This window comes from Lysinibacillus sp. FSL M8-0216 (assembly GCF_038595555.1).
In the GTDB taxonomy this organism is placed as follows: Bacteria; Bacillota; Bacilli; order Bacillales_A; family Planococcaceae; genus Lysinibacillus; species Lysinibacillus fusiformis.
The window spans coordinates 1,484,289-1,510,413 of sequence record NZ_CP152007.1; the positions used below are offsets into that span (position 1 = coordinate 1,484,289).

Annotated in this window: 26 protein-coding genes; 25 read left to right on the forward strand and 1 reads right to left on the reverse strand. The window is 38.7% G+C overall.

What is annotated here, in order from left to right:
- Positions 1-7 precede the first annotated feature (7 nt).
- From MKX57_RS06980 to MKX57_RS06990, 3 genes are read left to right on the forward strand one after another with little or no spacing between them, the layout of a single operon-like run.
- Positions 8-973, forward strand: coding sequence for a YpdA family putative bacillithiol disulfide reductase (locus tag MKX57_RS06980; RefSeq protein WP_036124550.1), 966 nt, complete (start codon positions 8-10; stop codon positions 971-973).
- 57 nt (positions 974-1,030) lie between these two features.
- The gene (locus MKX57_RS06985; RefSeq protein ID WP_090001282.1) at positions 1,031-1,591 is read left to right on the forward strand and encodes a glycerol-3-phosphate acyltransferase; all 561 of its coding nucleotides are present in this window, start codon (positions 1,031-1,033) and stop codon (positions 1,589-1,591) included.
- Positions 1,592-1,595: 4 nt separating this feature from the next.
- Positions 1,596-3,137: an aminotransferase class V-fold PLP-dependent enzyme gene (locus MKX57_RS06990; RefSeq protein WP_090001284.1), complete on the forward strand. Its 1,542-nt coding sequence runs from the start codon at positions 1,596-1,598 to the stop codon at positions 3,135-3,137.
- 28 nt (positions 3,138-3,165) lie between these two features.
- Here MKX57_RS06990 and MKX57_RS06995 read toward each other — a convergent pair whose 3' ends face one another.
- Positions 3,166-4,134: an asparaginase gene (locus tag MKX57_RS06995; protein WP_089986600.1), complete on the reverse strand. Its 969-nt coding sequence runs from the start codon at positions 4,132-4,134 to the stop codon at positions 3,166-3,168.
- Positions 4,135-4,218: 84 nt separating this feature from the next.
- Between MKX57_RS06995 and prsW the strand changes: the two genes are divergently transcribed.
- From prsW to MKX57_RS07105, 22 genes are all read left to right on the forward strand, one after another.
- Positions 4,219-4,893 (forward strand): glutamic-type intramembrane protease PrsW, encoded by a 675-nt coding sequence (gene prsW, locus MKX57_RS07000; protein WP_043990729.1) that lies wholly within the window; start codon positions 4,219-4,221, stop codon positions 4,891-4,893.
- A gap of 96 nt (positions 4,894-4,989) precedes the next feature.
- Positions 4,990-5,823 (forward strand): spore cortex-lytic enzyme, encoded by an 834-nt coding sequence (sleB, locus tag MKX57_RS07005; protein ID WP_008180429.1) that lies wholly within the window; start codon positions 4,990-4,992, stop codon positions 5,821-5,823.
- Between the two features lie 15 nt (positions 5,824-5,838).
- On the forward strand, positions 5,839-7,122 hold the full coding sequence (locus tag MKX57_RS07010; protein WP_008180427.1) for a PepSY1/2 domain-containing protein: 1,284 nt from the start codon (positions 5,839-5,841) through the stop codon (positions 7,120-7,122).
- Between the two features lie 86 nt (positions 7,123-7,208).
- Positions 7,209-7,868, forward strand: a complete 660-nt coding sequence (locus MKX57_RS07015; RefSeq protein ID WP_008180425.1) for a flagellar brake domain-containing protein — start codon at positions 7,209-7,211, stop codon at positions 7,866-7,868.
- Positions 7,869-7,964: 96 nt separating this feature from the next.
- Positions 7,965-8,639, forward strand: coding sequence for a (d)CMP kinase (gene cmk / locus MKX57_RS07020; RefSeq protein ID WP_008180423.1), 675 nt, complete (start codon positions 7,965-7,967; stop codon positions 8,637-8,639).
- A gap of 102 nt (positions 8,640-8,741) precedes the next feature.
- Complete coding sequence (gene rpsA, locus MKX57_RS07025) at positions 8,742-9,878, forward strand: 30S ribosomal protein S1 (protein ID WP_008180421.1); 1,137 nt, start codon at positions 8,742-8,744, stop codon at positions 9,876-9,878.
- Positions 9,879-10,464: 586 nt separating this feature from the next.
- The gene (gene der, locus MKX57_RS07030; protein WP_008180419.1) at positions 10,465-11,775 is read left to right on the forward strand and encodes a ribosome biogenesis GTPase Der; all 1,311 of its coding nucleotides are present in this window, start codon (positions 10,465-10,467) and stop codon (positions 11,773-11,775) included.
- A gap of 111 nt (positions 11,776-11,886) precedes the next feature.
- Positions 11,887-12,903, forward strand: a complete 1,017-nt coding sequence (locus tag MKX57_RS07035) for an NAD(P)H-dependent glycerol-3-phosphate dehydrogenase (protein WP_089986599.1) — start codon at positions 11,887-11,889, stop codon at positions 12,901-12,903.
- A 223-nt stretch (positions 12,904-13,126) separates the two neighbouring features.
- The gene (locus MKX57_RS07040; protein WP_008180416.1) at positions 13,127-13,339 is read left to right on the forward strand and encodes a DUF2768 domain-containing protein; all 213 of its coding nucleotides are present in this window, start codon (positions 13,127-13,129) and stop codon (positions 13,337-13,339) included.
- 22 nt (positions 13,340-13,361) lie between these two features.
- Positions 13,362-14,144 carry a hypothetical protein gene (locus tag MKX57_RS07045; RefSeq protein ID WP_008180415.1) on the forward strand — a complete coding sequence of 261 codons (783 nt, stop codon included), beginning with the start codon at positions 13,362-13,364 and terminating at the stop codon, positions 14,142-14,144.
- 92 nt (positions 14,145-14,236) lie between these two features.
- A complete protein-coding gene (spoIVA, locus tag MKX57_RS07050) occupies positions 14,237-15,715 on the forward strand; it encodes a stage IV sporulation protein A (RefSeq protein ID WP_008180413.1) in 1,479 nt (492 codons plus the stop codon).
- A 198-nt stretch (positions 15,716-15,913) separates the two neighbouring features.
- Positions 15,914-16,186, forward strand: a complete 273-nt coding sequence (locus MKX57_RS07055; protein ID WP_004232618.1) for an HU family DNA-binding protein — start codon at positions 15,914-15,916, stop codon at positions 16,184-16,186.
- A 220-nt stretch (positions 16,187-16,406) separates the two neighbouring features.
- Positions 16,407-16,976, forward strand: a complete 570-nt coding sequence (gene folE / locus MKX57_RS07060) for a GTP cyclohydrolase I FolE (RefSeq protein WP_008180410.1) — start codon at positions 16,407-16,409, stop codon at positions 16,974-16,976.
- Between the two features lie 62 nt (positions 16,977-17,038).
- Positions 17,039-17,257, forward strand: coding sequence for a trp RNA-binding attenuation protein MtrB (mtrB, locus tag MKX57_RS07065; RefSeq protein WP_008180408.1), 219 nt, complete (start codon positions 17,039-17,041; stop codon positions 17,255-17,257).
- A gap of 253 nt (positions 17,258-17,510) precedes the next feature.
- Positions 17,511-18,278, forward strand: a complete 768-nt coding sequence (locus tag MKX57_RS07070; RefSeq protein WP_008180406.1) for a heptaprenyl diphosphate synthase component 1 — start codon at positions 17,511-17,513, stop codon at positions 18,276-18,278.
- Between the two features lie 15 nt (positions 18,279-18,293).
- On the forward strand, positions 18,294-18,998 hold the full coding sequence (locus tag MKX57_RS07075) for a demethylmenaquinone methyltransferase (protein ID WP_008180404.1): 705 nt from the start codon (positions 18,294-18,296) through the stop codon (positions 18,996-18,998).
- A gap of 19 nt (positions 18,999-19,017) precedes the next feature.
- Positions 19,018-19,992: a heptaprenyl diphosphate synthase component II gene (hepT, locus tag MKX57_RS07080; RefSeq protein WP_089986596.1), complete on the forward strand. Its 975-nt coding sequence runs from the start codon at positions 19,018-19,020 to the stop codon at positions 19,990-19,992.
- Positions 19,993-20,078: 86 nt separating this feature from the next.
- On the forward strand, positions 20,079-20,495 hold the full coding sequence (ndk, locus tag MKX57_RS07085) for a nucleoside-diphosphate kinase (protein ID WP_089986595.1): 417 nt from the start codon (positions 20,079-20,081) through the stop codon (positions 20,493-20,495).
- Positions 20,496-21,163: 668 nt separating this feature from the next.
- Positions 21,164-21,892, forward strand: coding sequence for a zinc ribbon domain-containing protein (locus MKX57_RS07090; protein WP_089986594.1), 729 nt, complete (start codon positions 21,164-21,166; stop codon positions 21,890-21,892).
- A gap of 502 nt (positions 21,893-22,394) precedes the next feature.
- A complete protein-coding gene (locus tag MKX57_RS07095; RefSeq protein ID WP_089986593.1) occupies positions 22,395-23,543 on the forward strand; it encodes a thiolase family protein in 1,149 nt (382 codons plus the stop codon).
- Positions 23,544-23,558: 15 nt separating this feature from the next.
- Entirely contained in the window at positions 23,559-24,326 is a 768-nt protein-coding gene (locus tag MKX57_RS07100; protein WP_089986592.1) for a 3-hydroxyacyl-CoA dehydrogenase, read from the forward strand.
- Positions 24,327-24,395: 69 nt separating this feature from the next.
- Positions 24,396-26,021 (forward strand): long-chain fatty acid--CoA ligase, encoded by a 1,626-nt coding sequence (locus MKX57_RS07105; protein WP_008180399.1) that lies wholly within the window; start codon positions 24,396-24,398, stop codon positions 26,019-26,021.
- Positions 26,022-26,125: the final 104 nt, after the last annotated feature.

Consider the following 26,125-nt stretch of genomic DNA (forward strand, 5'->3'; position numbering starts at 1 on the left):
TCAAGAAATGCAGCAAGCAGATGCCATTATTGTTGGAGGAGGCCCATGTGGTTTAGCAGCAGCAATAGCTTTGCAAAATATTGGATTAAACCCCATTGTCATTGAAAAGGGTAATATCGTCAATGCGATTTATCATTATCCTACACATCAAACTTTTTTTAGTACAAGTGAACGATTAGGAATTGGCGATGTACCATTTATTATTGAAGGACGTAAGCCCAAGCGGAATCAAGCGCTTGTATATTATCGAGAAGTTGTTCGATTAAAAAATATTCAAGTTAACCGCTTTGAAAAAGTGCAAAGTGTCGTGAAAAATAATGGTATGTTTACTGTTACTTCAGACAAGGATAAATATGAAACACCTCATGTCATTATTGCGACAGGCTATTATGATCATCCTAATTTTTTAAATATCACTGGTGAACAATTACCTAAAGTTTTCCATTACTTTAAAGAGGGGCATGAATTTTTTGATACGGATGTTCTTGTTATAGGAGGCAAAAATTCAGCTGTAGATGCAGCATTGGAATTAAATAAGGCAGGTGCTCGCGTAACGGTTGCCTATCGTGGAAGTGAATACTCTCCAAGTATTAAGCCATGGGTATTACCTGAATTTGAGGGGGTAGTCAAAACGGGAGAAGTTGACATGCATTTTAATACGAATGTGTTAGAGATTCGTGAGCATGAAGTGGTTTTAGAAATAGATGGCCAAGAAAAGGTGTTGCACAATGATTTTGTCTTTGCCATGACTGGCTATCATCCTGATCATTCCTTTATTAAAGCCATGGGTGTTGATATTGACGAAGAAACGGGCCGCCCTTATTTTACACCGGAAACGATGGAAACAAATGTCGAAGGTTTGTTTATCGCAGGCGTAATTGCTGCGGGGAATAATGCCAACGAAATTTTTATTGAAAACGGACGTTTCCATGGGGATTGTATCGCTCAAACTATTGCTCAAAGAAAAGGATAATGGTGAGGCTGTATAGGCGTGTAGCTTATACAGCCTTTTTAGTAAGGAGGAATAGGATTGATTGGTTTGTACTGGCTCTTCAGTTATTTAATAGGAAACTTCATGACAGCATTTTTCGTTGGAAAGATATATGGTGTCAATTTGCAGGAAGAACGCAGTAAAAATTTAGGTGCGCGCAATGCAGGAAGCGTCCTTGGCAAGAGGGCCTTTCTTCTGACATTTCTTGGCGATGCCTTGAAGGGTGTGCTCGTGGTAGGCTTAGGCCGTTTATGGTATTTAGAAGAATGGGTTATTGTTAGTGGTGCAGCCTGTGTGATTGCAGGTCATTTATATCCTTTCTGGCTAAAATATAAGGGAGGAAAGGGAGTAGCAACTTTTATTGGAGTTGGTCTCGCTTTATCACCAGGCTTGTTTTTATGGATGATTGCAGGTACTGGGGCCGTACTGATGTTAACAAGGAGCTTAACATTAGGCATGGTTGGTGGTTTTATTTTTTATGTTGGCGCCATCATTCAGGCTGGCCTATTAGTGCCCTACGCACTTTTGATGATGGCAATCGTGTGTATGCTCATAAGACATATGTCTAATATTAAGGAGTCATGGAAAAGAGGGAAGTAAAGAGATGTATTGGTGTAAAATAGCTCAAACAAATGAAGAGTATGAGGCGATTGCGCGATTGAATTATGAGACATTTGTGGAGGAAATACCACAGCATGAACCAAATACGCAAAGACTAAAGGTTGACCGATTCCATGAGCAAAATACATATATAGTGGTGTATAAAAAAACAGAATTAATTGGAATGGTAGCATTTAGAGATCAAAGACCCTTTTCAATTGATGAAAAAATTGGGAAGGTGGAGCAATTTTTACCGCAAGAGGTTTGTGACAAGATTTGTGAAATACGCTTACTTGCTGTGAAAAAAAATTATCGAACTGGGCGAGTCCTATTGAAGCTCACTCAAGCTTTAAATACATTTGCCTATGAAAAGGGCTATACGGCAGCCGTAATTTCGGGAACAACGCGTGAAGAAAAGCTCTATAAGCAAATGGGTTTTCAACAATTTGCTCCAGCTGTTGGAGTAACGGATGCCCAGTTTTTACCTATGGTGCTTACTAGAGATGTATTTGAACATGACCTACAACGTAGGCTTGCAAAAGATAACTATACTTTTTATCCTGGACCAGTTAAGCAATTAGAGACTATAGGATATACCAATTTATCGCATCGTTCGCTAAGTTTTAAGGCAATCTATGAACGAGTACAGCAAAAGTTACTACAATTAGCGAATACCAAGCATGTTGGAATAATCGTTGGAACTGGAACATTGGCCAATGAGGTGATGCTTGCTCAATTACAGGCACAGCAATTAGGGAAAGGTCTTATTCTAACAAATGGGGAATTTGGTGAGCGGTTGAGAAAACAAGCAGTCCGTTGGTCATTAGATTTTGATGTCGTTGAACAAGAATGGGGAACACTATTTGATTGCGAGAAAATAGCGTTATTATTAGAAACTAGAGCATATGAGTGGGTGTTGGTCGTGCATGGGGAAACCTCGACGGGGACTTGTAATAATTTAGATGGTCTTAGTCAATTGGCAAAGTGTTATAATGTGAAGCTATGTGTAGATAGCATCAGTACGTTCGGTGCTATGCCATTTTCGTTACAGGATTGTTATTTGGCTACTGCAGTGAGTGGGAAAGCAATTGGGGCAGTAAGTGGGCTCGCATTTGTATTTTCACAATACTTAGCACAATCCGCCACTACATTGCCTGCATACTTGGACTTAGCAAATTACCAGCAAGGTGCCATACCTTTTACGCTTCCAGCCGTATTGCTTGGTAATTTAGATGAGTCTTTACAAGCCTATCCTGTCCGCTATGAGCAGCTACAGCAACGTTTTGAGGCACTACTGCAGCTGCCCTATATGCACTTTCAATTACCAACAACTCGGTACCCAATGCTTATAACCATTCAACTGCCAAAGACACTTTCAAACCTACACATCGATTTAGCCTTAAATGGACTATTAGTTCATGGTGATAGCCCATATTTACGTCAAAGAGGATTTCTTCAGTTTGCTGTCATTCAGCCAGATTTCGACGATGCTCTTGTACGTCTTAATGAAATGCTGCACTACTATGAACAAATAATCGAGGCATAAGCTAGTGCTCAATATGAATACATTGACTTTACAGGAAAAAATCCTTTAAATTTAAAGGCTCTCCAGTTGTGTTAAGTCCAATTAATAATTTTAATCGTGCCTTTTGACCATTTATTCCCGTGGCAAATATCGCACCTAAGTCTTCCAGCATTTTACCGCCACCAATATATCCATAGACACCTTCTGCTATTCCATTAAAGCAGCGGGAAACGAGGACTACAGGAATATTTCGTTGGATCAGACTCTCAATGCCTTTAACAACAGAAGGTGGGACATTTCCTTGACCTAACCCTTCAAGCACAACCCCCTCATATTTACATGCGAGCACAACATCTAGTAAATCTTCTTCCATACCAGCATAAACTTTTAGCATGGCTACGCGTTTAGATAAATTATTAATGTCTACGTATTGACGACGAATTGGTGCATGATGGAACAAAATACGTGATTTTGTAATCAGCCCAATTGGTCCATATTGTGGGGATTGGAAGGTATTGACCGAACTTGTGCTCGTTTTCGTTGTATTGACGGCAAGATGTACCTCATCGTTCATCACAACGAGAACGCCTTTGTCGCGAGCTTCATCATCGACCGCTACCCGGATTGCCTCCATTAAATTATAAATACCATCTGCTCCAAGCTCATTGGATGAGCGCATCGCCCCTGTCAATACAATGGGAATGGCTAAATTTGTAGTCAGTTCTAAGAAATAGGCAGTTTCTTCTAATGTATCTGTACCATGTGTAATGACAACACCATCGATTTGCGTTGCTGTAGTTTGCTCCATAATCAAGTTGCGTAATTGAAGCATTTCTTTTGGCGTGATATGTGGAGAAGGTAGGTTAAAAGCTTCTATTTCAATAATGGTTGCTAATGAATTAAGTTTATTGCTCTCTTTCATGAGCGGATTTTCTTTATTGGGCATAACTGCTCCTTCAGCACTCATCGCCATGGAGATTGTGCCGCCAGTATGAATTAATAAAATTGTTTTTTTCATAAAAAATAAAATCTCCTTTTAAAAAGTTTTTTTGTCATTACATGGTATAATAATAGCAGTCTATTGTTGAAAGGAGCCGGCATCATGATCATTTTATTATCTGCTGCCATTGCTCCCGGTCTAGCGCTTTTTAGTTATTTCTATTTGCGCAATCAAATGGCTACGGAGCCAAGAAGAACTTTATTACAAACATTTTTATACGGTGCATTTTTAACGTTCCCGATTCTGTTTTTACAATATGTACTAACAGAGGAAGGGGTTTTTCGATATTTTTACCTTCAAGACGTTCTTTTCTCTAGTGTTGTTGAAGAATTTTTTAAATGGTTTGTGCTATTAATTGCCATCTACAATCATGTTGAATTTGATGATCCATATGACGGTATATTGTATGGGGCAAGTATATCACTTGGTTTTGCCACAATCGAGAACGTACTTTATTTATTATCCTTTGGCTTGGATACCGCATTTATGCGCGCCTTATTGCCTGTATCAAGTCATGCATTATTTGGCGTAGTCATGGGCTACTATTATGGACGTGCTAAGTTTTCAAAGTTTGCCAAGACGAAAGAAATGATTGCTATGGCGCTTTGTGCACCAGTGGTACTTCACATTCTATACAATACAATATTATCATTTAAAGGTCACTGGATTTATTTAATGATTCCTTTTATGCTGTTTTTATGGTGGTTTGGCCTACGAAAGGTGAAACTAGCGCATTATCATCTAGTGCAACATTTGCATATGCATAAAAAAATTTAAAGCGTAGAAATCGTCAAGATTTCTACGCTTTATTCTTTTTTATCATGTATAAATTGCCTCTTTTGTTTCAAGCTATAAAAAAAAGGAGTGATAAAAGTGCGTTTAGTAAGCATACTTTTTGCTTTGATATTAGGAATTAGTATAATTGCGATTCCTCAAAATGAAGTGATTGCCTTTAGTGACCAGCAAATTACTCGTGGTGCCTATGGAGATGATGTCATTGAATTGCAAGCAAGGCTACAATACTTAGGTTTTTATAAGAGTAAAATTGATGGGAAATTTGGCTATAACACATACTGGGCATTACGTAATTTCCAAGAGAAATATGGTTTACCAGTAGATGGTATCGCTGGAGCGAAGACCAAAAAAACGATAGCTGGCTATTCTGATTACGATGAAAAATGGGTGAAAGCGCAATTAAATGCCGGTAATCAATTTACCTACTATGGTGGCGTTCCTCTTGATCAGCAAGTGAATAAAGGGACTAGTACAGGTAGTGGTGCCGGTAGTGGTGGAGGAAATAGTAGTGGCACTACTAATAACAATGGAACACAAACTCAAGTTCCTCCTAAATATACAGAGCGTGATTTACAGCTAATGGCGAATGCTGTGTATGGAGAAGCTAGGGGAGAGCCATATGAGGGACAAGTAGCCGTAGCGGCAGTTATTTTAAACCGTTTAGAAAGTCCCGATTTCCCGAATACGATTTCTGGTATTATATTCCAACCTTTAGCGTTTACAGCTGTAGCAGATGGACAAATTTGGTTAGAGCCTAATGATAGAGCAAAAGAAGCTGTTATTGATGCAATGAATGGCTGGGATCCATCTGAAAATGCTTTGTATTACTTCAATCCGAAAACGGCAACAAGTAAATGGATTTGGTCTCGTCCACAAATTAAACAAATTGGAGAGCATATTTTCTGTTCATAGAAAGGAGGAACATAGATGAAAACTTGGCTCGTGGTCTTAACGATAGCTGTTATCGGGTTAGGGGCATATAGTATAGATTTACATGGTGATAAAGAAGATTTACAACGTACTGTTCTAGCGCAGTATACCGATAAGCTAACAGATGCATCTGAAAAACTATCTCATCTACAGCGATCAGTCTCACAATCCCTACTGTTTCAAGATGAGCAAGCCATTCACAGTGAATTAGATTCTGTTTGGCGTTTGAGCTCAGAAGTTCGTTCTTCCATTGCTAATATTCCGATAGGGCAAGAACTATCCAATGAATGGATGAATTATTTAGGACGACTTGGCGATGAAGCGAAGAGAACTGCAAAAACAGGCGATTATGAAGCTTGGCGTGAAAAAATGCCACAGGTCTCTACGAATTTACAAGCTCTTTCTGATGATTGGACAGCTGCAACCGTTGATTTTTATAAACATAATGGAAAAATGGATGTTTGGCTGCAGCAAGTCGATAATAAAAATCCAAACACGAACTTTGATAAAGTGAAAGACACGTTAAAAGGTTATGGAGAAAAAGATTTCCCGCTGACATTATCTGAGTCAGATTGGCAGAAAAAAATTGCATTAAAAGCTTTACAGGATGCTGAAATTACAGAAAAAGAAGCGTTGGAAAAAGTGAAGCATTTATTCCCAGTTATTAAAGATGCAACATTTACAGTCACAAAAAGTAGTGACACCGCACCATATCCTTTCTATCACATACAATTCCATCAAGGGATTCGTTTAGGGTATGCGGATTTAACGGTAAAAGGAGGACATTTACTGTCCTATTTAGTAGAACGCCCTGTTGACGAAGCGAAGCAGTCACAAGAGGAAATTCTCAAAAAAGCCGAAGATTATGTCAAGAAATTAGGCATGAACGATTTAGCTTATGTGGAATCGCGTGAAAACCATCAGGCATGGCATGTAACGTTTGCCCGTGTACATCCAGGGGATAACGCATTAATTTATGCTGATGGTGTTCAACTTAAATTAGCAAAAGATACAGGTGAGTTGTTAGGGGCAAACGCGATGGAATACATTCAAGAAGAAAATATTAAAAAGCAAACAGCAAAACCAATCGATTGGAAAACATTCTTCCAGGATGATATTCAAGTGCAAGAAGTAAAAAATATTTATACAGATAATGGTGAATTTGAACAACGTCTATGCTATGAGGTCATTGCCTTGCGTGATGGTAAAACACAAGAAACATTTAGAATCGTCATTGATGCAGAAAATCATAATGTTTTAAAAGTGGAATATTTAACTTAATAATAAGAAAATACTACCAATTTTTATAGCCAAAATTAATATCTCATGAGATAATTAAACCATATTTATTGTACGGGGAGATGCTCATGGAGATTAAAATTGGCACACAATTACAACTTGAACCGACTTATACAGAGCGTGTGGAGAAATTCCGCTGTAAAGTTGTAGAGCAACAAGACCATATTCTTTATATTGATTATCCAATTAATATGGCGACAAAGAAAACAGCATTTTTGATAGATGGCTCAGAATTTAGAGCAACCTTTCGCACTGAGGACAAACAATCATTTGCCTTTAATACGGAGGTAATAGGCCGTAAAGCGGGCCATATACCTATGATTATGTTGCATTGCCCAAAGCCAGAGGAATTTATTAAAATTCAACGACGAGAATATGTACGAGTTGAAACACCCGTGGATGTGGCCGTTCAGTTCAAGGATCACAAATATCAGTTAGTTGCTTCGGATATTAGTGCAGGAGGCTTGGCCCTCATTTTGAAAGGTGAAGTGGCTTTCAATGATGGGGATGAGGTGAAATTAACGGTTGCCTTACCATTTGCCAATGGGGATGTGAAATACGTGATAACAGAGGCAATTGTCGTGCGTATTTTTGAAAAAGATTCTAAACGAATTGCAACAATCCAGCTAACGGATTCAGATGATGTTGACCAACAACATATCGTGCGCTTTTGCTTTGAGCGTCAATTAGGCAATCGTCGTAAAGAATTGAATCCCTTTAATGCTTAATATTTTGCATAGTAATTTTTTAAAAGCCCTCTCCTAGCAGAGGGCTTTTTATAGGTTATATGATACAATATGAGGTGACAGAAAGTAGGGAAGAATATGAAGAAAAACATTCAAATTGCGATAGACGGGCCTGCTGGTGCCGGTAAAAGTACTATTGCAAAAATTGTTGCTGAGGCACTTGATTTTACTTACATCGATACAGGTGCAATGTATCGAGCAGTTACGTATAAAGCGATGCAACAAAACATACATTTAGATGATGAAGCAAAATTAGCTGAAATGTTAGCAGCAAGTACCATTGATTTAAAGCCATCTCCACAGGGACAGCTTGTCTTTTTAGATGGTCACAATGTATCAGCTGATATTCGATCAAATGAAGTCACTTCATCAGTTTCTCAAGTAGCTGCCCATGCAAAGGTTCGTGAGTTATTAGTAGCTCAACAACAAAAGCTGGCAGCAAACGGTGGCGTCGTTATGGATGGCCGCGATATTGCTACACATGTATTGAAAGATGCAGAACTAAAGATTTTTATGTCTGCAACGGTAGAGGAACGCGCAAGAAGACGATTTATAGATAATCAAAAAAGAGGAATCGACTCTTCACTTGAAAAACTTCAGGAAGAAATTGCATTACGTGATAAAAAAGATAGTGAGCGTGAAGCATCACCACTTATCCAAGCAGAAGATGCCGTATTTTTAGATACGACAGCGTTGTCTATCGAAGATGCAGCACAAGCTATTTTAAAATTAGCAGAAGAAAAAATGCTATAAATCCTAAAATTTCAGACATTTTTCAAATTTAAAGGATTTATTTTTGTCTTTGTCTTCAATATCGAATAAAATAGTAAGGGAAGATGCGAAGGAGGGTTACATATGTCTGAAGAAATGAACTATGCAGAACAAACGTTTAACGAGGGTGATATCGTCAAAGGTATTGCAGAGCAAGTTGATGAAAAAGCAGTATCTGTATCAATTCCAGGTGCACCATTTGATGGTATTGTCCCAATCAGTGAATTATCAAGCTTGCACATTGAGAAAGCTTCTGATGTCATCTCTGTTGGGGATGAGTTAGATTTGATGATTACAAAGGTTGAGGAAGAAAATTTTGTCCTATCAAAACGTAAAGTGGATGCTTTAAAAGCATGGGATACACTTGAGCAACAATTTACCGCAGGAGAAATTTTCGAAGCGGAAGTGAAGGATATTGTTAAAGGTGGTCTTGTCGTAGATTTAGGTGTACGTGGCTTTGTACCAGCATCGCTTGTAGAAGACTACTTTGTCGATGATTTTGAGGGCTATAAAGGCAAAACATTAAGCTTTAAAATTGTTGAACTTGATAAAGAAAAGAATCGCTTAATTTTATCTCATCGCGCAGTAGTGGAATCAGAAAAAGCTTCACAAAAGCAAAATGTTATTAATCAAATTAAGGCTGGCGATGTTTTAGATGGTAAAGTACAGCGTTTAGCATCGTTTGGAGCATTTATTGACCTTGGTGGTATCGATGGGCTTGTCCACATTTCACAAGTGTCTCATGAGCATGTAAGCGATGTGAGTGAGGTTTTATCAGAAGGACAAGGTGTAACTGTAAAAGTTCTATCTGTTGATCCAGCAAATGAACGCATTTCATTATCAATCAAAGAAACGATCCCTGGACCTTGGTCTAATATCGAAGAACGTGCAGCAAAAGGTGCTATTTTAGACGGGAAAGTGAAACGTCTTACATCTTTCGGCGCATTTGTGGAAGTTTTCCCAGGTGTTGAAGGATTAGTGCACATTTCGCAAATCGCTCACAAACATATCAATACACCACATGAAGCATTAAAAGAAGGACAAGAAGTACAAGTAAAAGTCCTTGATGTCAATGCTGAAGACGGCCGATTAGCGCTAAGCATTAAAGAATTACTCGAAAATCCAGAAGCAGAAGAAGTGATTGACTACGAATTACCAGAAGAAAACACAGGCTTCTCATTCGGAGACGTTATTGGCGATCAATTAAAAAACTTTAAATAAGAAGAACGCGAGGATACAAGATTGTATCCTCGCTTTTTGTTGGAGTGATGAGATAGGATTTGCAAAGTGATAGATAGAATCATTGAAATGGGAGAAAACCTATAAAGGATAGGAGTCAAAAAGTGGCGGATAGAACTGGCAAAATGGCGGATACATCTTACAAGATGACGGTGAGGCAGCGAAGTGGGATAAACCTCTAAAAGTGATAGTTAAAAGCATCGAAGACGGAAATCCATAAAGTGACGGATAAACCTTGCAAAATGACGGATAGAATCCCAAAAGTGACGGATAGACCTCACAAAGTGATGGATAGGAAGTTCGAAATGACGGATACAACTCTCGAAGTGACGGATACAGCCCGCAATATAACGAAAAAGCCTTCCAATTAATAGAAACCAAAAAGCGACGGATTTACCCTCAAAAAATCCTCCACCTACGTACTCAAAATACATCATAAAACCGCGAAAATAAATCGTTTGGATTGGTAAAGCCATACATAGCGTTCTACTTTATGGATATGATATGATATAATGGCATTTTTCGTGTATAATAGCGAAAGACAAGAAGTTGGAAGGATGAAGTACAGATGACGAAACCAGTAGTAGCCATCGTAGGTCGTCCGAACGTAGGTAAGTCGACGATTTTTAACCGTATCGTTGGAGAGCGTGTGTCTATTGTGGAAGATATCCCAGGCGTAACACGTGATCGTATTTATAGTTCGGCAGAGTGGTTAACACACGATTTTAATATTATTGATACAGGTGGGATTGAAATTGGGGACGAGCCGTTTTTAGAGCAAATTCGTCAACAAGCTGAAATCGCCATTGAAGAAGCGGACGTTATTATTTTTATGACAAATGGTCGTGAAGGAGTAACGGCAGCCGATGAGCAAGTAGCTAAAATTTTATACAAAACTAAGAAACCCGTTGTACTAGCAGTCAATAAAATCGATAATCCTGATATGCGTGAAATGATTTATGATTTTTATGCATTGGGCTTCGGTGAGCCTTGGCCAATTTCTGGCTCTCACGGCTTAGGTTTAGGGGATTTATTAGACGAATGTGCGAAACATTTCCCGAAAGAAGATGAAGAGCAGTACGGAGATGATGTAATTAAATTCTCATTAATCGGTCGTCCGAATGTGGGGAAATCATCTTTAGTGAATGCTTTCTTAGGTCAAGATCGAGTAATTGTTAGTGATATTGCGGGTACGACACGCGATGCAATTGACACACCTTATGCGTATGATGATCAGGAATATGTCATTATTGATACTGCCGGTATGCGTAAAAAAGGGAAAATTTATGAGACGACCGAGAAATATTCTGTTTTGCGTGCGTTACGTGCGATTGAACGTTCAGACGTTGTGTTAGTGGTTATGAATGCGGAAGAAGGTATTCAGGAGCAAGATAAGAAAATTGCTGGGTATGCACATGAGGCCGGAAAAGCAGTTGTGATCGTTGTAAATAAATGGGATGCTATCGAGAAAGACGAAAAAACGATGAATGTTTTTACGCAGCAAATTCGTGAGCATTTCCTATTTTTAGACTATGCACCGATAATTTTCGTTTCGGCTAATACGAAACAGCGTGTTCATCAAATTTTACCGATTATCCAACGTGTTAGTGAGAATCATGCGATGCGTATTCAATCTTCTATTTTAAATGAAGTCATAGAAGATTCTGTAGCACGTAATCCTGCGCCAACCGATAAAGGTCGCCGTTTACGTATTTACTACGCTACACAGGTTGCAATTAAACCACCAACGTTTGTGGTATTTGTGAATGAACCTGAGCTTATGCACTTCTCTTATGAACGTTTCTTAGAAAATCGTATTCGTGAAACATTCGACTTTGAAGGAACGCCGATTCGTTTAATTACACGTGCTCGTGCTTAAAGTTATCGTCATACACATACAATACGCCAACCCGACACAATTGTTGGGTGGCGTCTTTTTACAAGAAAATAAAGTAGTGTAGACAACCCACAATAAGGGAGGATTTTTTTTATGGAAAAAGTTTGTGTGTTAGGGGCAGGCTCTTGGGGGTCTGCGCTGGCAATGGTACTGGCGGAAAATGGCCATGATACGCTTGTATGGACACATCGAGCTGAACAGGCAGAAGAAATCAACCGTATGCATACCAATAAAAAATATTTACCTGAAACGGTCTTGCCAACAAATTTACATGCTACGAGTGATATTGCAAAGGCAGCAACACATGCTGAAACAATCGTTGTAGCTGTGCCGACAAAAGCAATTCGTGAGGTTTGTGAAAAATTGACGGCTGAATTAACTAAAAAAGTTTTATTTGTACATGTTTCAAAAGGAATTGAGCCTGACTCTTTAAAGCGAATTTCTGAAATATTAGCAGAGAGCTTACCTGCTGAAAAAGTGGATGAAATTGTAGTGCTTTCAGGGCCAAGTCATGCTGAGGAAGTAGTCCTTCATCATCCTACAACGGTTACAGCTGCATGTGCGGACATAGATGCTGCTGAAAAAGTACAGGATTTATTTATGAATCAATTTTTCCGTGTTTATACAAATGACGATGTAATTGGTGTAGAAATTGGTGGGGCACTGAAAAATGTTATCGCTTTAGCTGCAGGCATTACCGATGGCTTGAATTACGGGGATAACGCGAAAGCCGCATTAATTACGCGAGGACTTGCGGAGATTACTCGTTTAGGTGTAAAAATGGGTGGTAACCCATTTACGTTCTCAGGGCTTACAGGCATGGGTGATTTGATTGTAACGTGTACAAGCGTTCACTCAAGAAACTGGCGAGCAGGTAATATGTTAGGGCAGGGCATGAAGTTACAAGAGGTTCTCGATCAAATGGGGATGGTTGTAGAGGGTGTACGTACTACAAAGGCTGCCTTTCAATTAGCAGAAAAGTATGGTGTGGCAATGCCCATTTCTACAGAGCTTTATAGTGTACTCTTTAATGAAGTAGCACCGAAAGTGGCAGTAGACGCACTTATGATGCGCATGAAGAAACGTGAAATTGACGAGATGAAGCATTAATATTATTTTTATGATTAAATTTGTCATGAAACGGACATAAATAAGGTGTCTCGGTGAATCTACTGAGACACCTTATTATGTGCTAGTAATTGAATAGTTAAAGCATTTTAAAAGGTTGTCCATTTCTTGATAGTTATGGGACAACTATTTCTTTTTAACAAAGGCACATAGTATAATATACTTTGATTGTGTCTTGACATAGAAAGAAAGGTGGTTATTTGAAATGGGCCCGTTAGCTCATATGCCTGCTTTGGATGTAATGTGGGTATCGTTTTATTGTATAGGCTTTATGATTATATCAGTCGGCTTAATTTATTTAGCTCGTAACAAGATTTCGAATGTATTTTTACGAACAATCGTAAATTTATGTGCATACATACTGTTTGGACTTGGCACATTTTTAATGGTACTTATAGTTGCCACATGGCCAGCATAATAAATAACGAGGTGTCAGTAACATGAAAAAACTAAGTGCTTTTCTGTTGGTAATTGCAACCGCCATATTGTTAGTAGGGTGTGCGTACCCAGAAGACGAGAAAAGGGCGAAGGTAACGCCTGATGTGGACCAACTTGCAGCTGTACAGCGTGCTGTTAATGAATACCGTGAAGCAACTGGTGGGCTAGTACCCATTAAAAATAGCGAATTAGATACAGATTTATATATCAAGTATTTAATTGATTTTGAAAAGCTTATGCCGAAGTATTTGTCGACGATCCCTGGAAACGCCTATGAAAAAGGCGGTATATATCAGTATATTATTTGGGATCCTGAGCATGAAGCGACCGTTAAACTAGTAGATTTAAATGCTGCAGAGCGCATTCGCGAAATAGGAATTCGGAAACTATCTACACAATATTTACCAATAACAGGTTCATCATCTGATAATGTGTACCAAATTAATTATAAGGATTTGGGCTATAAAACAGAGGTTACTGTGAAAAGCCCCTATTCTGGCGTCGAATTACCGCTCTTTATGACTGGTGACGGTGAATTGCATGTAGATTATTCCATTGATTTAGGACAACTTCTAAAAGAAGACAAGCCGGATGTCAAACCGGGCGATGATATTCGCCAATTACTTGTCGATAAATTTCCTGTAGTACCTGCCTACTCTGTTCCGTATACAGTGGACGAGAAGGGTGAGCCAGTTTATGATATGGACACTTATAAGGCAGATGTCAAGAAGGCTCAAGAACGACAAAAACAAGAGGCAGAAGCCGCCAAGAAAAAAGAAGAATAATCAACAAGCTCCTTACATTTGTGAGGGGCTTTTTCATATTTGTCTACAAGCTCGCATATAGTGAAAAAGCGTAGATAAAGGAGGCAGAAACCTTGAGTGAAGCAGTATTTAGAGAAATTGCAGAGCGAACAAATGGCGATGTTTATATTGGTGTTGTCGGTCCAGTACGTGTAGGTAAATCAACATTTGTAAAAAAGGTAATGGAATCCGTCGTGTTACCAAACATTGTGGATGAAACAGAAAGAATGCGAGCACAGGATGAGTTGCCACAAAGTTCTCCGGGGCCAGTCATTATGACTGCTGAGCCGAAGTTTGTGCCTGCCCAAGCAACCCGTATTGTGGTCGGTGACGATGAAATGCCATTTCAAATTCGATTAGCAGATTGTGTAGGTTACATTATCGAAGGAACAAAAGGCTATGAAGATGAAAATGGTCCAAAATTTGTTCATACTCCTTGGCATACAGAGCCTATTCCGTTCCAAGAAGCAGCGAAAATAGGTACGGATAAAGTAATTCGCGATCATGCGAATATTGGAATTGTAGTGACAACTGATGGAACGGTTAACGGTATTAGTCGTCGAGCTGCTGAGAGGGCAGAAGAAGAGATTGTTGAGCAACTAAAGGAAATTGGCAAGCCTTTTGTCATTCTACTTAATTGCCAAATGCCAGCTAGAGAAGAAACTGTTCAACTGCGCAATGAGTTGTTTGAACGTTATAATGTTCCCGTTATCGCCATTGCAATTGATCAAATGAGAGAAACTGATATTCAGTATATTTTACAAGAGGCATTATTTGAATTCCCAATCCGTACGATAGAGGTGGAGAAGCCAGATTGGTTAGATGTGTTAGATGCCTCACATCCATTAAATGTTGCATTGATTGATTCGATGGAAGAAGTACTTTCTTCTGTTATGAAAATTAGAGATGTGCAACAAGCATCCGATGCTTTTAAAGCTATTGATTTTATTGATCAAAGTGAAGTAGTCCATGTAGATGCTGGTATTGGCACAGCTGTAATTCGTGTGTCCTTACAGGGTGAACTATATAAATCGGTTTGTAATGAGTGGTTAGAAGAACCAATTGAAACGAAAAAAGATTGGCTACTGTTTATTAAAGAAGCAGCAGAGGCAAAAGAAGCTCAAAAGCGCTTTAAAAGTGCCATTCATGATGCGGATACAACAGGCTATGGTGTTACATTACCAATGATGCAGGAATTTGAGCCAACAGCGCCAGAATTAATTAAGCAAAATAATTTCTTTGGTGTACGAATGAAAGCGAAGGCGCCATCTTATCACATTATTCGTGTCGATATGGATTCAGAATTTGCCCCGCTAATCGGCTCTGAGTTCCATAGTCAGCAACTTTTAAAAGATTTGAACCATGCTTATTTACATGATCGTGATGCTCTATGGAATACACAACTTTTTGGAACACCATTACATGAAGTATTAAAAGAAGGTATTCGATATAAAATGGATGCAGTTCCAAATACAGCCAAAAAACGTATGCGTCAAACGATCGAACGTATGGTAAACGAAGGTGATCGTGGGTTAGTCACATTTATTTTATAGTGATAAAAAATAATAAGAAGTGTAAAAAATAGGAAAAGGGCTTTTCGTTTTTATGCGAAAAGTCCTTTTTTTTGATTTTTTGGGTGAAAAACTGATTTTTTGGTTATAATCATGAATGAATACAGTTGCGTAGCGGTTTTCTATGTGTTACTCTTTTTACAGAATTGGTTCATGACCCTTTGAGAGGAGGTGAATGGTGTGAATAAAACAGAATTAGTAAACTCTGTTGCTGAAGCTGCAGGTCTTTCTAAAAAAGACGCTTCTAAAGCAGTTGAAGCTGTATTTGATACAATTCAAGATGCTCTTGCAAAGGGTGACAAAGTACAATTAATTGGTTTTGGTAACTTCGAAGTACGTGAACGTGCGGCTCGTAAAGGTCGTAACCCACAAACTGGTAAAGAAATCGAAATCGCTGCTAGCAAGGTACCTGCTTTCAAACCAGGTAAAGCGCTTAAAGACGCAGTAAAATAATACTCGTCTAGTAGTTACATAGAGCAGTCTTCATGTGAACAACATGAAGACTGCTCTTTTTAACTTCAAGTTGACTATACATAATGATAATAAAAGCTAGATTTGCTAACTTGCAGCAATTTTTTTGTGAAACAAGTAAGTCATTTTGCGCTTACCTTTTGGATGTGCTACGATGCATAGGGAAATGTGTAATGTTTTGATACGCAGGAGGTTTTTTCGAATGTCGAATATAGATTTATTGAAAATAGAAGAAGCAGTAAAAATGATTTTAGAGGCGGTAGGTGAAGACGTAAATCGAGAAGGTTTATTAGATACACCAAAACGTGTCGCAAAAATGTATGCTGAGATGTTTAGTGGCTTACATGAAGATGCCAAAGACTATTTTAGAACAGTGTTCCACGAGGATCATGAAGAATTGGTTCTTGTTAAAGATATTCCTTTTTATTCGATGTGTGAGCATCATCTAGTTCCGTTCTATGGAAAAGCACATGTCGCCTACATACCAAATGACGGCATTGTTGCAGGACTAAGCAAATTAGGGCGTGCAGTAGAAACCATTGCTCGTCGACCACAGTTGCAAGAACGTATTACATCTTCAGTCGCTGATACCATTATGGAAATGCTCGCACCAAAAGGAGTTTATGTGGTGATTGAGGCTGAGCATATGTGTATGACTATGCGAGGGCTGAAAAAACCAGGCTCTAAGACAGTAACATCTGTAGCACGTGGTGTTTATGAGCAAGATGAAGTGAAGCGTAGAGAAGTTCTATCATTTATTCAAATGTCTTAAATTGCTTGTCTAATTATGTTATGATGAACTAAGAATTTGTCGGATTTAAGGAGTGTACAAGAATGTCACAAGATTATATTGTTATTCAAGCTGAAGAAGATGGTGTACATGTCATTGGTTTAACGCGTGGAACAGATACAAAGTTCCATCATTCTGAAAAATTAGATGCCGGCGAAGTTATGATTGCTCAATTTACAGAACACACTTCTGCGATGAAGATTCGAGGGAAAGCACAGATTCATACAGCACATGGTGTGATTCATAGCGAAGCAAAAAAATAATAAATAGACAAGATATGGTTTCATAATAGTTTTTAGCCCGTGCCATTTAGGCACATATAAAAGAGTGAGATGTGAAAAACTAATTATATGGGCAGTAGCAGTCCCTTTTTATGGGATAGCTCTACTGCCTATCCTCTTGAAGAAAGCAAAATTTTTTTATTCCGCATCGTTGCGTATGCTATAATGACTCAGTAAGCAAACGTTAAGCCTTCAATAGGATTAACGTATTTGAAAGTGAAATGGAGTAAGGTCTATGAATGCAACATACATTCAAAATTCAATTGCCCAGTTAAAAACAGAGATTTTCATGGATGTTCGTCATAGAACTTTGCAAAAATACACAGGAATGCCTGTGGTAGATGAAAATCAATTGTTTTATTTGTTAGTCCCGTTTTTGAATGGTGAAGAGTGGCAACAAGAGCAACAAGAGGCTGCCATTACTGTTGGCATTGTGTATGCGGCATTAGCGGCACACGATCACATAAAAGAATTAGATGCTACTTCTAAAGAACAGCAGCTTACAGTATTAGCTGGGGATTTTTATAGTGGTCGTTATTATGAAATATTAGCGATGTCTGGAAATGTCGCATTGATACGAAATTTGTCACAAGGAATTGTGACACGATGTGAAAACCAGATAAAGGTGTATGAGACCGAACAAAGAACAATCGAGCAATGGTATGCTTCGATGTGCAATATTGAATCAGGATTAATTGCTCAGTTTTTCGAGCTTTATTCCTTTAGTGAATATATACCGTTGATGGAAAAAAGTTTATTGATCTTACGTTTAGAAAAAGAAATGGTAGCCTATCAACGTGGACAAACGTCCTTAATAGGTAAGGCACTTGAAGAAAGTGTTCAACGTCATGGTACTACTTTTAATAGCGTCATCAAGGAAAAAATAGTGCATTTAAAAATAGAGCTGTCGAAGATGGTGGAGAGTGCATCATTTTTACAAAGTGATGTGAAACAAGCTTTACATGCACATGTAGAGGCTTCTATTGCTTCTACTAACGGATAAGAGAGGTTTTTCAAAATGGCTAAAACGAAAGCAGAGCACGTTCATGAAGTGTTTGAGAGTATCTCGGATAATTATGACAAAATGAACGGTGTTATTAGTTTCCAAATGCATATTGGTTGGCGTAATGATACGATGAAACACATGGCTGTCAAACCTGGATCAAAGGCATTGGATGTTTGCTGTGGTACGGCAGATTGGACGATCGCATTGGCTGAGGCAGTTGGAGAAAAAGGAGAAGTAAAAGGACTCGACTTTAGTCAAAACATGCTTAAAGTTGGCGAACAAAAAGTGCAATCATATCCACAAATTGAACTGATTCATGGAAATGCTATGGAATTACCTTTCCCAGATGATACGTTTGATTATGTGACAATTGGCTTTGGTCTACGCAATGTACCAGATTATTTGCAAGTCTTAAAGGAAATGCACCGTGTCGTAAAACCAGGTGGTATGGTTGTTTGTTTAGAAACATCTCAATCTGAAATTCCTGGTTACCGTCAATTATTCCGTTTTTATTTTAAATTTATAATGCCGATATTTGGTAAAATATTTGCGAAAAGTTATAAGGAGTATTCTTGGCTTCAAGAATCTGCGAATGATTTCCCAGGTATGAAAAAGTTAGCGGCATTGTTTGAGCAGGCAGGATTAGAAAAAGTATCGTACAAAGCATACAGTGGCGGGGCTGCGGCAATGCATATAGGCTTTAAAAAGATACGTTAATGGGGGAAGGTTTTCACACGTGGAAAAGATGAAGTTAAAACTACTCTATTCCGATTTGAAATCAGATATCGATATCATTGAACGAGAGTTAGAAAATGCGGTGGACTCATCTTCATATTTGATCAACGATGCTTCTCTCCATTTATTACAAGCTGGTGGCAAACGTATACGACCAATTTTTGTATTACTAGGTGCAAAATTTGGTGAATATGACATTGAGAAGATGAAGGATGTTGCAGTCCCTTTAGAGCTCATTCATATGGCATCACTTGTCCATGATGATGTTATTGATGATTCCAATATGCGAAGAGGACGCCCAACTGTCAAAGCGCAATGGAATAACCGAGTAGCAATGTACACGGGCGATTTTATTTTTGCACGTGCTCTCGAATATATTACAAAAATAGAAGACCCACTAGTTCATCAGATTTTAGCACGTACCATGGTTGAGATTTGTAACGGTGAAGTTATTCAAATTGAAGATAAATTTAGACTCGATCAAGGTTTAAAGGATTATTTTAGAAGAATCAAACGCAAAACAGCTCTACTTATTTCCTCTAGTTGTGAGCTAGGGGCTGTTGCGGCAGGCGTCGATGCTAAAACTGTAGGTCATTTAAAACGCTTCGGCTACTTTGTGGGCATGAGCTTCCAAATTATCGACGATGTGTTAGATATTATGGCAACAGATAAGGAGCTAGGAAAGCCAGCAGGTAGTGATTTATTACAAGGCAATATTACCTTACCGATTCTCTTGTTAAAGGATGATCCGGAGATGCAACCATTCTTGGTAAAAGTATTTGCGGGTACATTAACAGAAGCCGAACGTCAAAATATGTTGCAGTATGTGCGTAAATCTCATGCAATTGAGCAAGCTAATCGTATGAGTGATAAATATTTGAAAAAGGCTTTACAAGAAATAGATGCTTTGCCAAAACATCCCGTAAAGAAAAAGCTACGTGATGTCGCATTGTTTATGGGTAAGCGCAAATTCTAGCTTTTTGTTGTACAAAGCCTCATTTTTTGTTAATATTTATCGGTAGGTGTAAAACCTGTTAGAAGAATTTAAGGAGTGTTTTAAACATGGCAATTGAACAAACTTTTTTAATGGTTAAGCCAGATGGCGTTGAGCGTCAAGTAGTTGGAGACATCGTTGATCGTTTCGAGCGTCGCGGTTTTGTAATGAAAGGTGCTAAATTAATGGTAATTTCAAAAGATTTAGCAGAAAAACACTATGCTGAACATGCTGAGCGTCCATTCTTTGGTGAACTAGTTGATTTCATCACTTCTGGTCCTGTATTCGCTATGGTATGGGAAGGCGAAAACGTAATTAAACTTGCACGTACAATGATGGGTGCAACAAAACCTGAGGAATCTAACCCAGGTACAATCCGTGGTGACTATGCAACAACTGTTTCTCACAACATCATCCACGGTTCTGACTCTCTTGCTTCTGCAGAGCGCGAAATCAGCTTATTCTTCGGTGAAGATTTAGTTTAATTTCGAATAGAAGAAGCGTAGCGAAAATAACTACGAATAGAACTTAATAAAAAAATCATCTATTTTTCCGATGTAACTTTTACCTTCTAACAAAAAATGTTAGGGGGTTTTTTATTTGTCAAAATCATTTAATAAAGTTAACACAACCATTGATTTAAGCTTATCGATGGATATAAGTCAAGTCTTAAGACACATAATAGTTTAGTTTTTGTTTTGCGGCAACCACCATTTATGGAGTGTTCCACATCCCAAGTAGCAGTCACAGTGAAAAGAGTCTATGACAGACTATTATGGGATGTAGAGCGAGAAATCCATGGAGGTTGCACAACAAAAATGTAAAGGGGCAAATTATTTCAGGGAATCGACCGCACGGATAATCGGAATTTCTTTATCACGCAGAATGTCTGATAAATGAATACAAGTAAATCATCAAACCGGGCAATATCGAAAACAATTGAACAAATATGCCAAGAGTTTTGAAACAGAGAATATAATGTATTTGCTGTTAGAAGAGCAAGTATTGCAATAATTTCTAAAGCACTAGGACATTTTAACTTGGTCGTAAAAACGTAGTATTTGGCTATGTTGGTAGAAGAATGTAAAAAAATGAACTGTAAGAAAGTCTGCTATGGTATTATATTAGTACTATTATATTATGAGGTGATTAAGTGTTTTGTAATCAATGTGGACGTGATAATCCCGAGGATAGTAAGTTTTGTTCGGGGTGTGGAGGTTCTTTAATTACTGATACTGGAACAAAGGAAGATGAAAGAAATATTTCTGAAAAAAAAGGTTCAAAAAAGAAATTAATTATTAGCATTATTATAGGATTATTATTAGTAATAGGTGGCATAGGAGCCTTTATTGTTTATCAGAAAAAGCAAGAAGAAAAAAAAGTTCAAGAGTATGTTGAAGAAATGGCGATTAACTCTTTTAACATGTATTTAGAAGTCTTAGAGAATGCGATTGTTATCTCTATGTACTCAGAAACATGGAGTGATGCGATTGATGATAGAAAAGATTTTAATGTTGAATTAACCAATTTACAAGATGCGTATAAAGAAAAAGGAATATTGCAAGAATTAACAGATACTCAAACTGAAATCCAACATAGCATGAAGTATTTACAAGACGTTCCAGAAGGTTATGAAGAGGTTTACGGAGTTTTGAAAGAAATGTATGGAGTATATGTTGAATTTGCTGACCAAGCTCAGTCACCAACAGGTTCACTATTATCTTTTAACAACAAAACAAATGATTTATATTCTAAATTTAATAGTCTATTTGAAGAATATTTAATCACTATGCCAGCAGATGTAAAAGAAGAATATGAAACATACGTTGATAAAAATAAGAACAAAGAAGAAACAGAAGTTACAGAAGATACAGAAATCTAGCGCTGACCTGTTGCCTTAAGATGACCATTTAATGGAGTTGCAGAGCGCTTTCTCAATTAAAAGAGGCAGGGATTTTGAAGCAAAAAGAAAAAATATTAAATAAATTGAAGATAAGACGCGATTTATCATTTAAATATTTGCGGAAGTTGTATATATTTTGGACCTAAGAAGGTAAAAAAATAGTACCTCTTGCTTCTGCAGAGCGCGAAATCGCTTTATTCTTCGGTGAAGATTTAGTTTAATTTGCGAATAGATTAGGCAATCTCAATATAATTGAGGTTGCTTTTTTTTTGCTTAAAAATGGAGATGGTTAGTAGGATAGTGGTTATTTAGATGGGCCAGTCATCTTAGTGAATCATCTATTTCTATAACCATATAGAATTGTTAAAAACTTCTTGTTCATGTACAATAAATGCTATAATATTCTGATAATTAAGTGAGGAATATATTAATAGTCTTGTCAATAAACTGTGAAGGATGACGAGGAAAAGGGGCAATGGAGATGAGAGAAGTGGTGATTGTTGCGGCTGTGCGAACGGCTGTTGGGCGAAGTAAGGGAGTATTAAGTCATGTTCGAGCGGATGATATGGCAGCCGATGTGTTGCAGGAGGCTGTACAACGGGCAGGCATAAATAAGGAACAAGTGGATGATGTCATTTTAGGCTGTGTGACGCAGACTGCAGAGCAGGGAGGAAATATTGCGCGGACAGCCCTGTTAATGGCTGGATTTCCTGATAGTGTGCCGGGTGTGACCATTGATCGTCAATGTGGTTCAAGTCAGCAAGCTGTGCATTTCGCTGCACAAGCTATATTAGCGGGGGATATGGATATAGTAATTGCTGGCGGTGTGGAAAGTATGTCTAGGGTGCCTATGGGAACTAACATGAAAAATGCTCATTTAGGTAATCGCTTACAGGAAAATTATAATATTATACATCAAGGACTATCAGCAGAGAAAATAGCCGAAAAATGGTCCTTATCAAAAGAGCAGCTTAATAGTTATGCCTACGAGAGTCATCAACGAGCACTAGCAGCCATTGAAGCAGGGTCTTTCAAAGATGAAATTCTACCTATTGAAGTCATTCAAGAAGATGGCACTGTCGCAACGGTTGCTAAGGATGAGGGACCTCGTGCTGAAACTACGGTTGACATTTTAAATGGTTTAAAAACTGTTTTTCAAGAGGATGGCGTCATTACGGCTGGTAATGCTAGTCAGATGAGTGATGGGGCATCAGCAGTAGTGGTGATGGCATTGGATAAGGCACAGGAACTTGGTATTCAGCCACTCGCTAAAATTATCACAAGAGTTGTTGTAGGTTCTGACCCGACATTGATGTTAACGGGACCAATCGAAGCAACTCGAAAGGCGTTAGAACGATCTGGCTTGAACATAGAGGATATCGATACGTATGAGGTTAATGAAGCCTTTGCACCTGTGCCACTTGTGTGGTTGCAGGAAATTGGTGGGGACCCAAAGAAGCTCAATCCAGATGGCGGAGCAATTGCACTAGGACATCCATTAGGTGCTACCGGAACAAAATTGTTAACGACTTTGCTCTATCGCATGGAACGAGAAAATTACCGGTACGGCTTACTAGCTATTTGTGAAGGTATGGGGATGGCTAATGCTACGATTATTGAAAAAATGTAAAGGGGGGTATGGGCAATGAGGAAGCATGAAGTAGTTGCAGTTGTAACAGGTGGGGCATCCGGTTTAGGAGAGGCGACTGTTCGTCACATCGTCGAACAAGGTGGTAAATCCATCATCTTTGATGTGAATGATGAACGTGGACAAGCTCTAGTAGAGGAATTAGGGGAAAATGTAATCTATGTACGAGTAGATGTTACGAAGGAGGAAGATGTAGCAACAGGTCTTGAGCAAGCCATAGATGCATTTGGCCATATAAATGTAGCGGTGAACTGTGCAGGAATTGCAGATGCGAGCAAAGTAATTTCCAAGCGGGGAATTCATGCACTTAGTTTATTTGAAAAAATAATAACGGTTAATTTAATCGGTACATTCAATGTCATCCGTCTAGTAGCTGAGAAAATGCAGCGTAATGAGCCAAACGAGGATGGACAGCGCGGCGTTATTATTAATACGGCGTCCGTAGCAGCATTTGACGGACAAATTGGACAGGCTGCCTATAGTGCGTCAAAGGGTGGCGTAGCAGCCATGACATTACCAATTGCACGTGAGCTTGCGGAGTTTGGTGTGCGTGTGATGACTATTGCACCCGGTTTAGTTGAAACACCTATGTTTGCATCTTTACCAGAGCCTGCAAAGACGGCTCTTGCACAAATGACGCCATTCCCTAAACGACTTGGCAAGCCATCCGAATATGCACTTCTGGTAGAAAGCATTATCCAAAATGGTTTGTTAAATGGTGAGGTCATTCGTTTGGATGGAGCCATTCGGATGCAGCCGAAGTAAATCTTTTTAATTGTAGCAGCAGTCAGCCTTGGTTGTTTCGAAAATTTGTCAGCAAAGGGGAGCGGTAACATGCATATGATGGATACGCCTTTAATATTAACAAGTTTTTTGAATCGGGCAGAACGATTTTTTCAGTCAAAGAAAATATATTCGCGAACAAGCGCTACAACTATTCATGAATTTACGTATAAAGAGTATGTCAAACGAACTCGTCAATTAGCGGATGCTCTTACAAAATTAGGTATGCAGCAGGGCACGAAGGTTGGGACATTTGCTTGGAATCATCATCGTCATTTGGAGGCCTATTTTGCTGTACCATGTGCAGGAGCAGTCCTGCATATGATTAATATTCGACTTGCACCAGAGCATATTGTCTATGTTATTAATCATGCGGAGGATGAAATATTATTAATTGACGACAATTTAGTGCCCCTTATCGCACCATTTGTTTCACAGTTAAAAACGGTTAAACACATTATTATTATGGGAGATGCTGTGGCACTAGAATCTATACCCATTCCAAATGCTTTGTCCTATGAAGCACTAATTGCAGATGCCAATGAGCATTTCACATTTCCAGATGATTTAGATGAAAATACACCTGCTGGCATGTGTTATACGAGTGCAACGACTGGTATGCCGAAGGGAGTAGTTTATACACATCGCAGTATCGTCCTTCACAGTTTAACTGCTGGGCTTGCAGATAGTATTGCCATTTGTGAGTCGGATGTTGTGCTACCTGTTGTACCCATGTTTCATGCCAATGCGTGGGGCTTCCCCTTTGCTAGTGTAGCCTTTGGTGCCACTCAGGTATTACCAGGGCCTATGTTTACGCCTCAGCTTTTACTTGAGCTTTTTGACGTGTACAAAGTAACCTTGACGGCAGGTGTACCTACTATTTGGCTCGGTGTTTTACAGGAGCAACGTCTACACCCTCGTGACCTATCGTCAATGCGATTAATTGTTTGTGGCGGATCTGCCTCACCTATTGGTCTTGTAAGGGGCTTCGAGGAGGAGCTGAAGATTCCTTATATGACTGGGTATGGGATGACGGAGACCTCTCCACTTGTAAGCTTATCAACGTATTTAACCCATATGCAGGACTACACGGCTGATGAAAAAATGCATGTTCGCATTACCCAAGGGATGACCATGCCCCTTCTTGAAACTCGTGTTGTGAATGAAAATGGCGAGGTCCCATGGGATGGCGAAACAATGGGAGAGCTAACGATACGAGGTCCATGGATCGCAAATGAGTACTATCAAGATGAGCGTACAGATGAAGCCTTTAAGGATGGTTGGCTTTATACAGGGGATATTGCAGTAATGACGCCGGATGGCTATATAAAAATTACCGATCGTACAAAAGATTTAATTAAGAGCGGTGGTGAATGGATTTCGTCAGTTGAGTTAGAAAATGCCTTAATGTCTCATCCAAAAGTCTTTGAAGCTGCTGTGATTGCTATCCCACATGAAAAATGGCTGGAACGTCCTTTGGCATGTGTAGTGCCAAAGCCAGAATATAAGGATTCCATTTCTAAAGAGGAGCTCATCGAAAATTTACAAGCGCAATTCCATAAAACATGGATTCCAGATGATATTGTTTTCATTCAGGAAGTACCAAAAACATCTGTAGGTAAATTTTTGAAGGCGAAATTACGAGAAGATTTAAAAGATTACCGTGTACAAGTTTAGTCAATTAGCTAGAATGAAGGTAGTGAAAAGCTACCTTCTTTTTTTAATTGAAATAAATTCCTGAAAAGTGAAACTATTTTTTTCATTTTGCCGTATAATTTGAA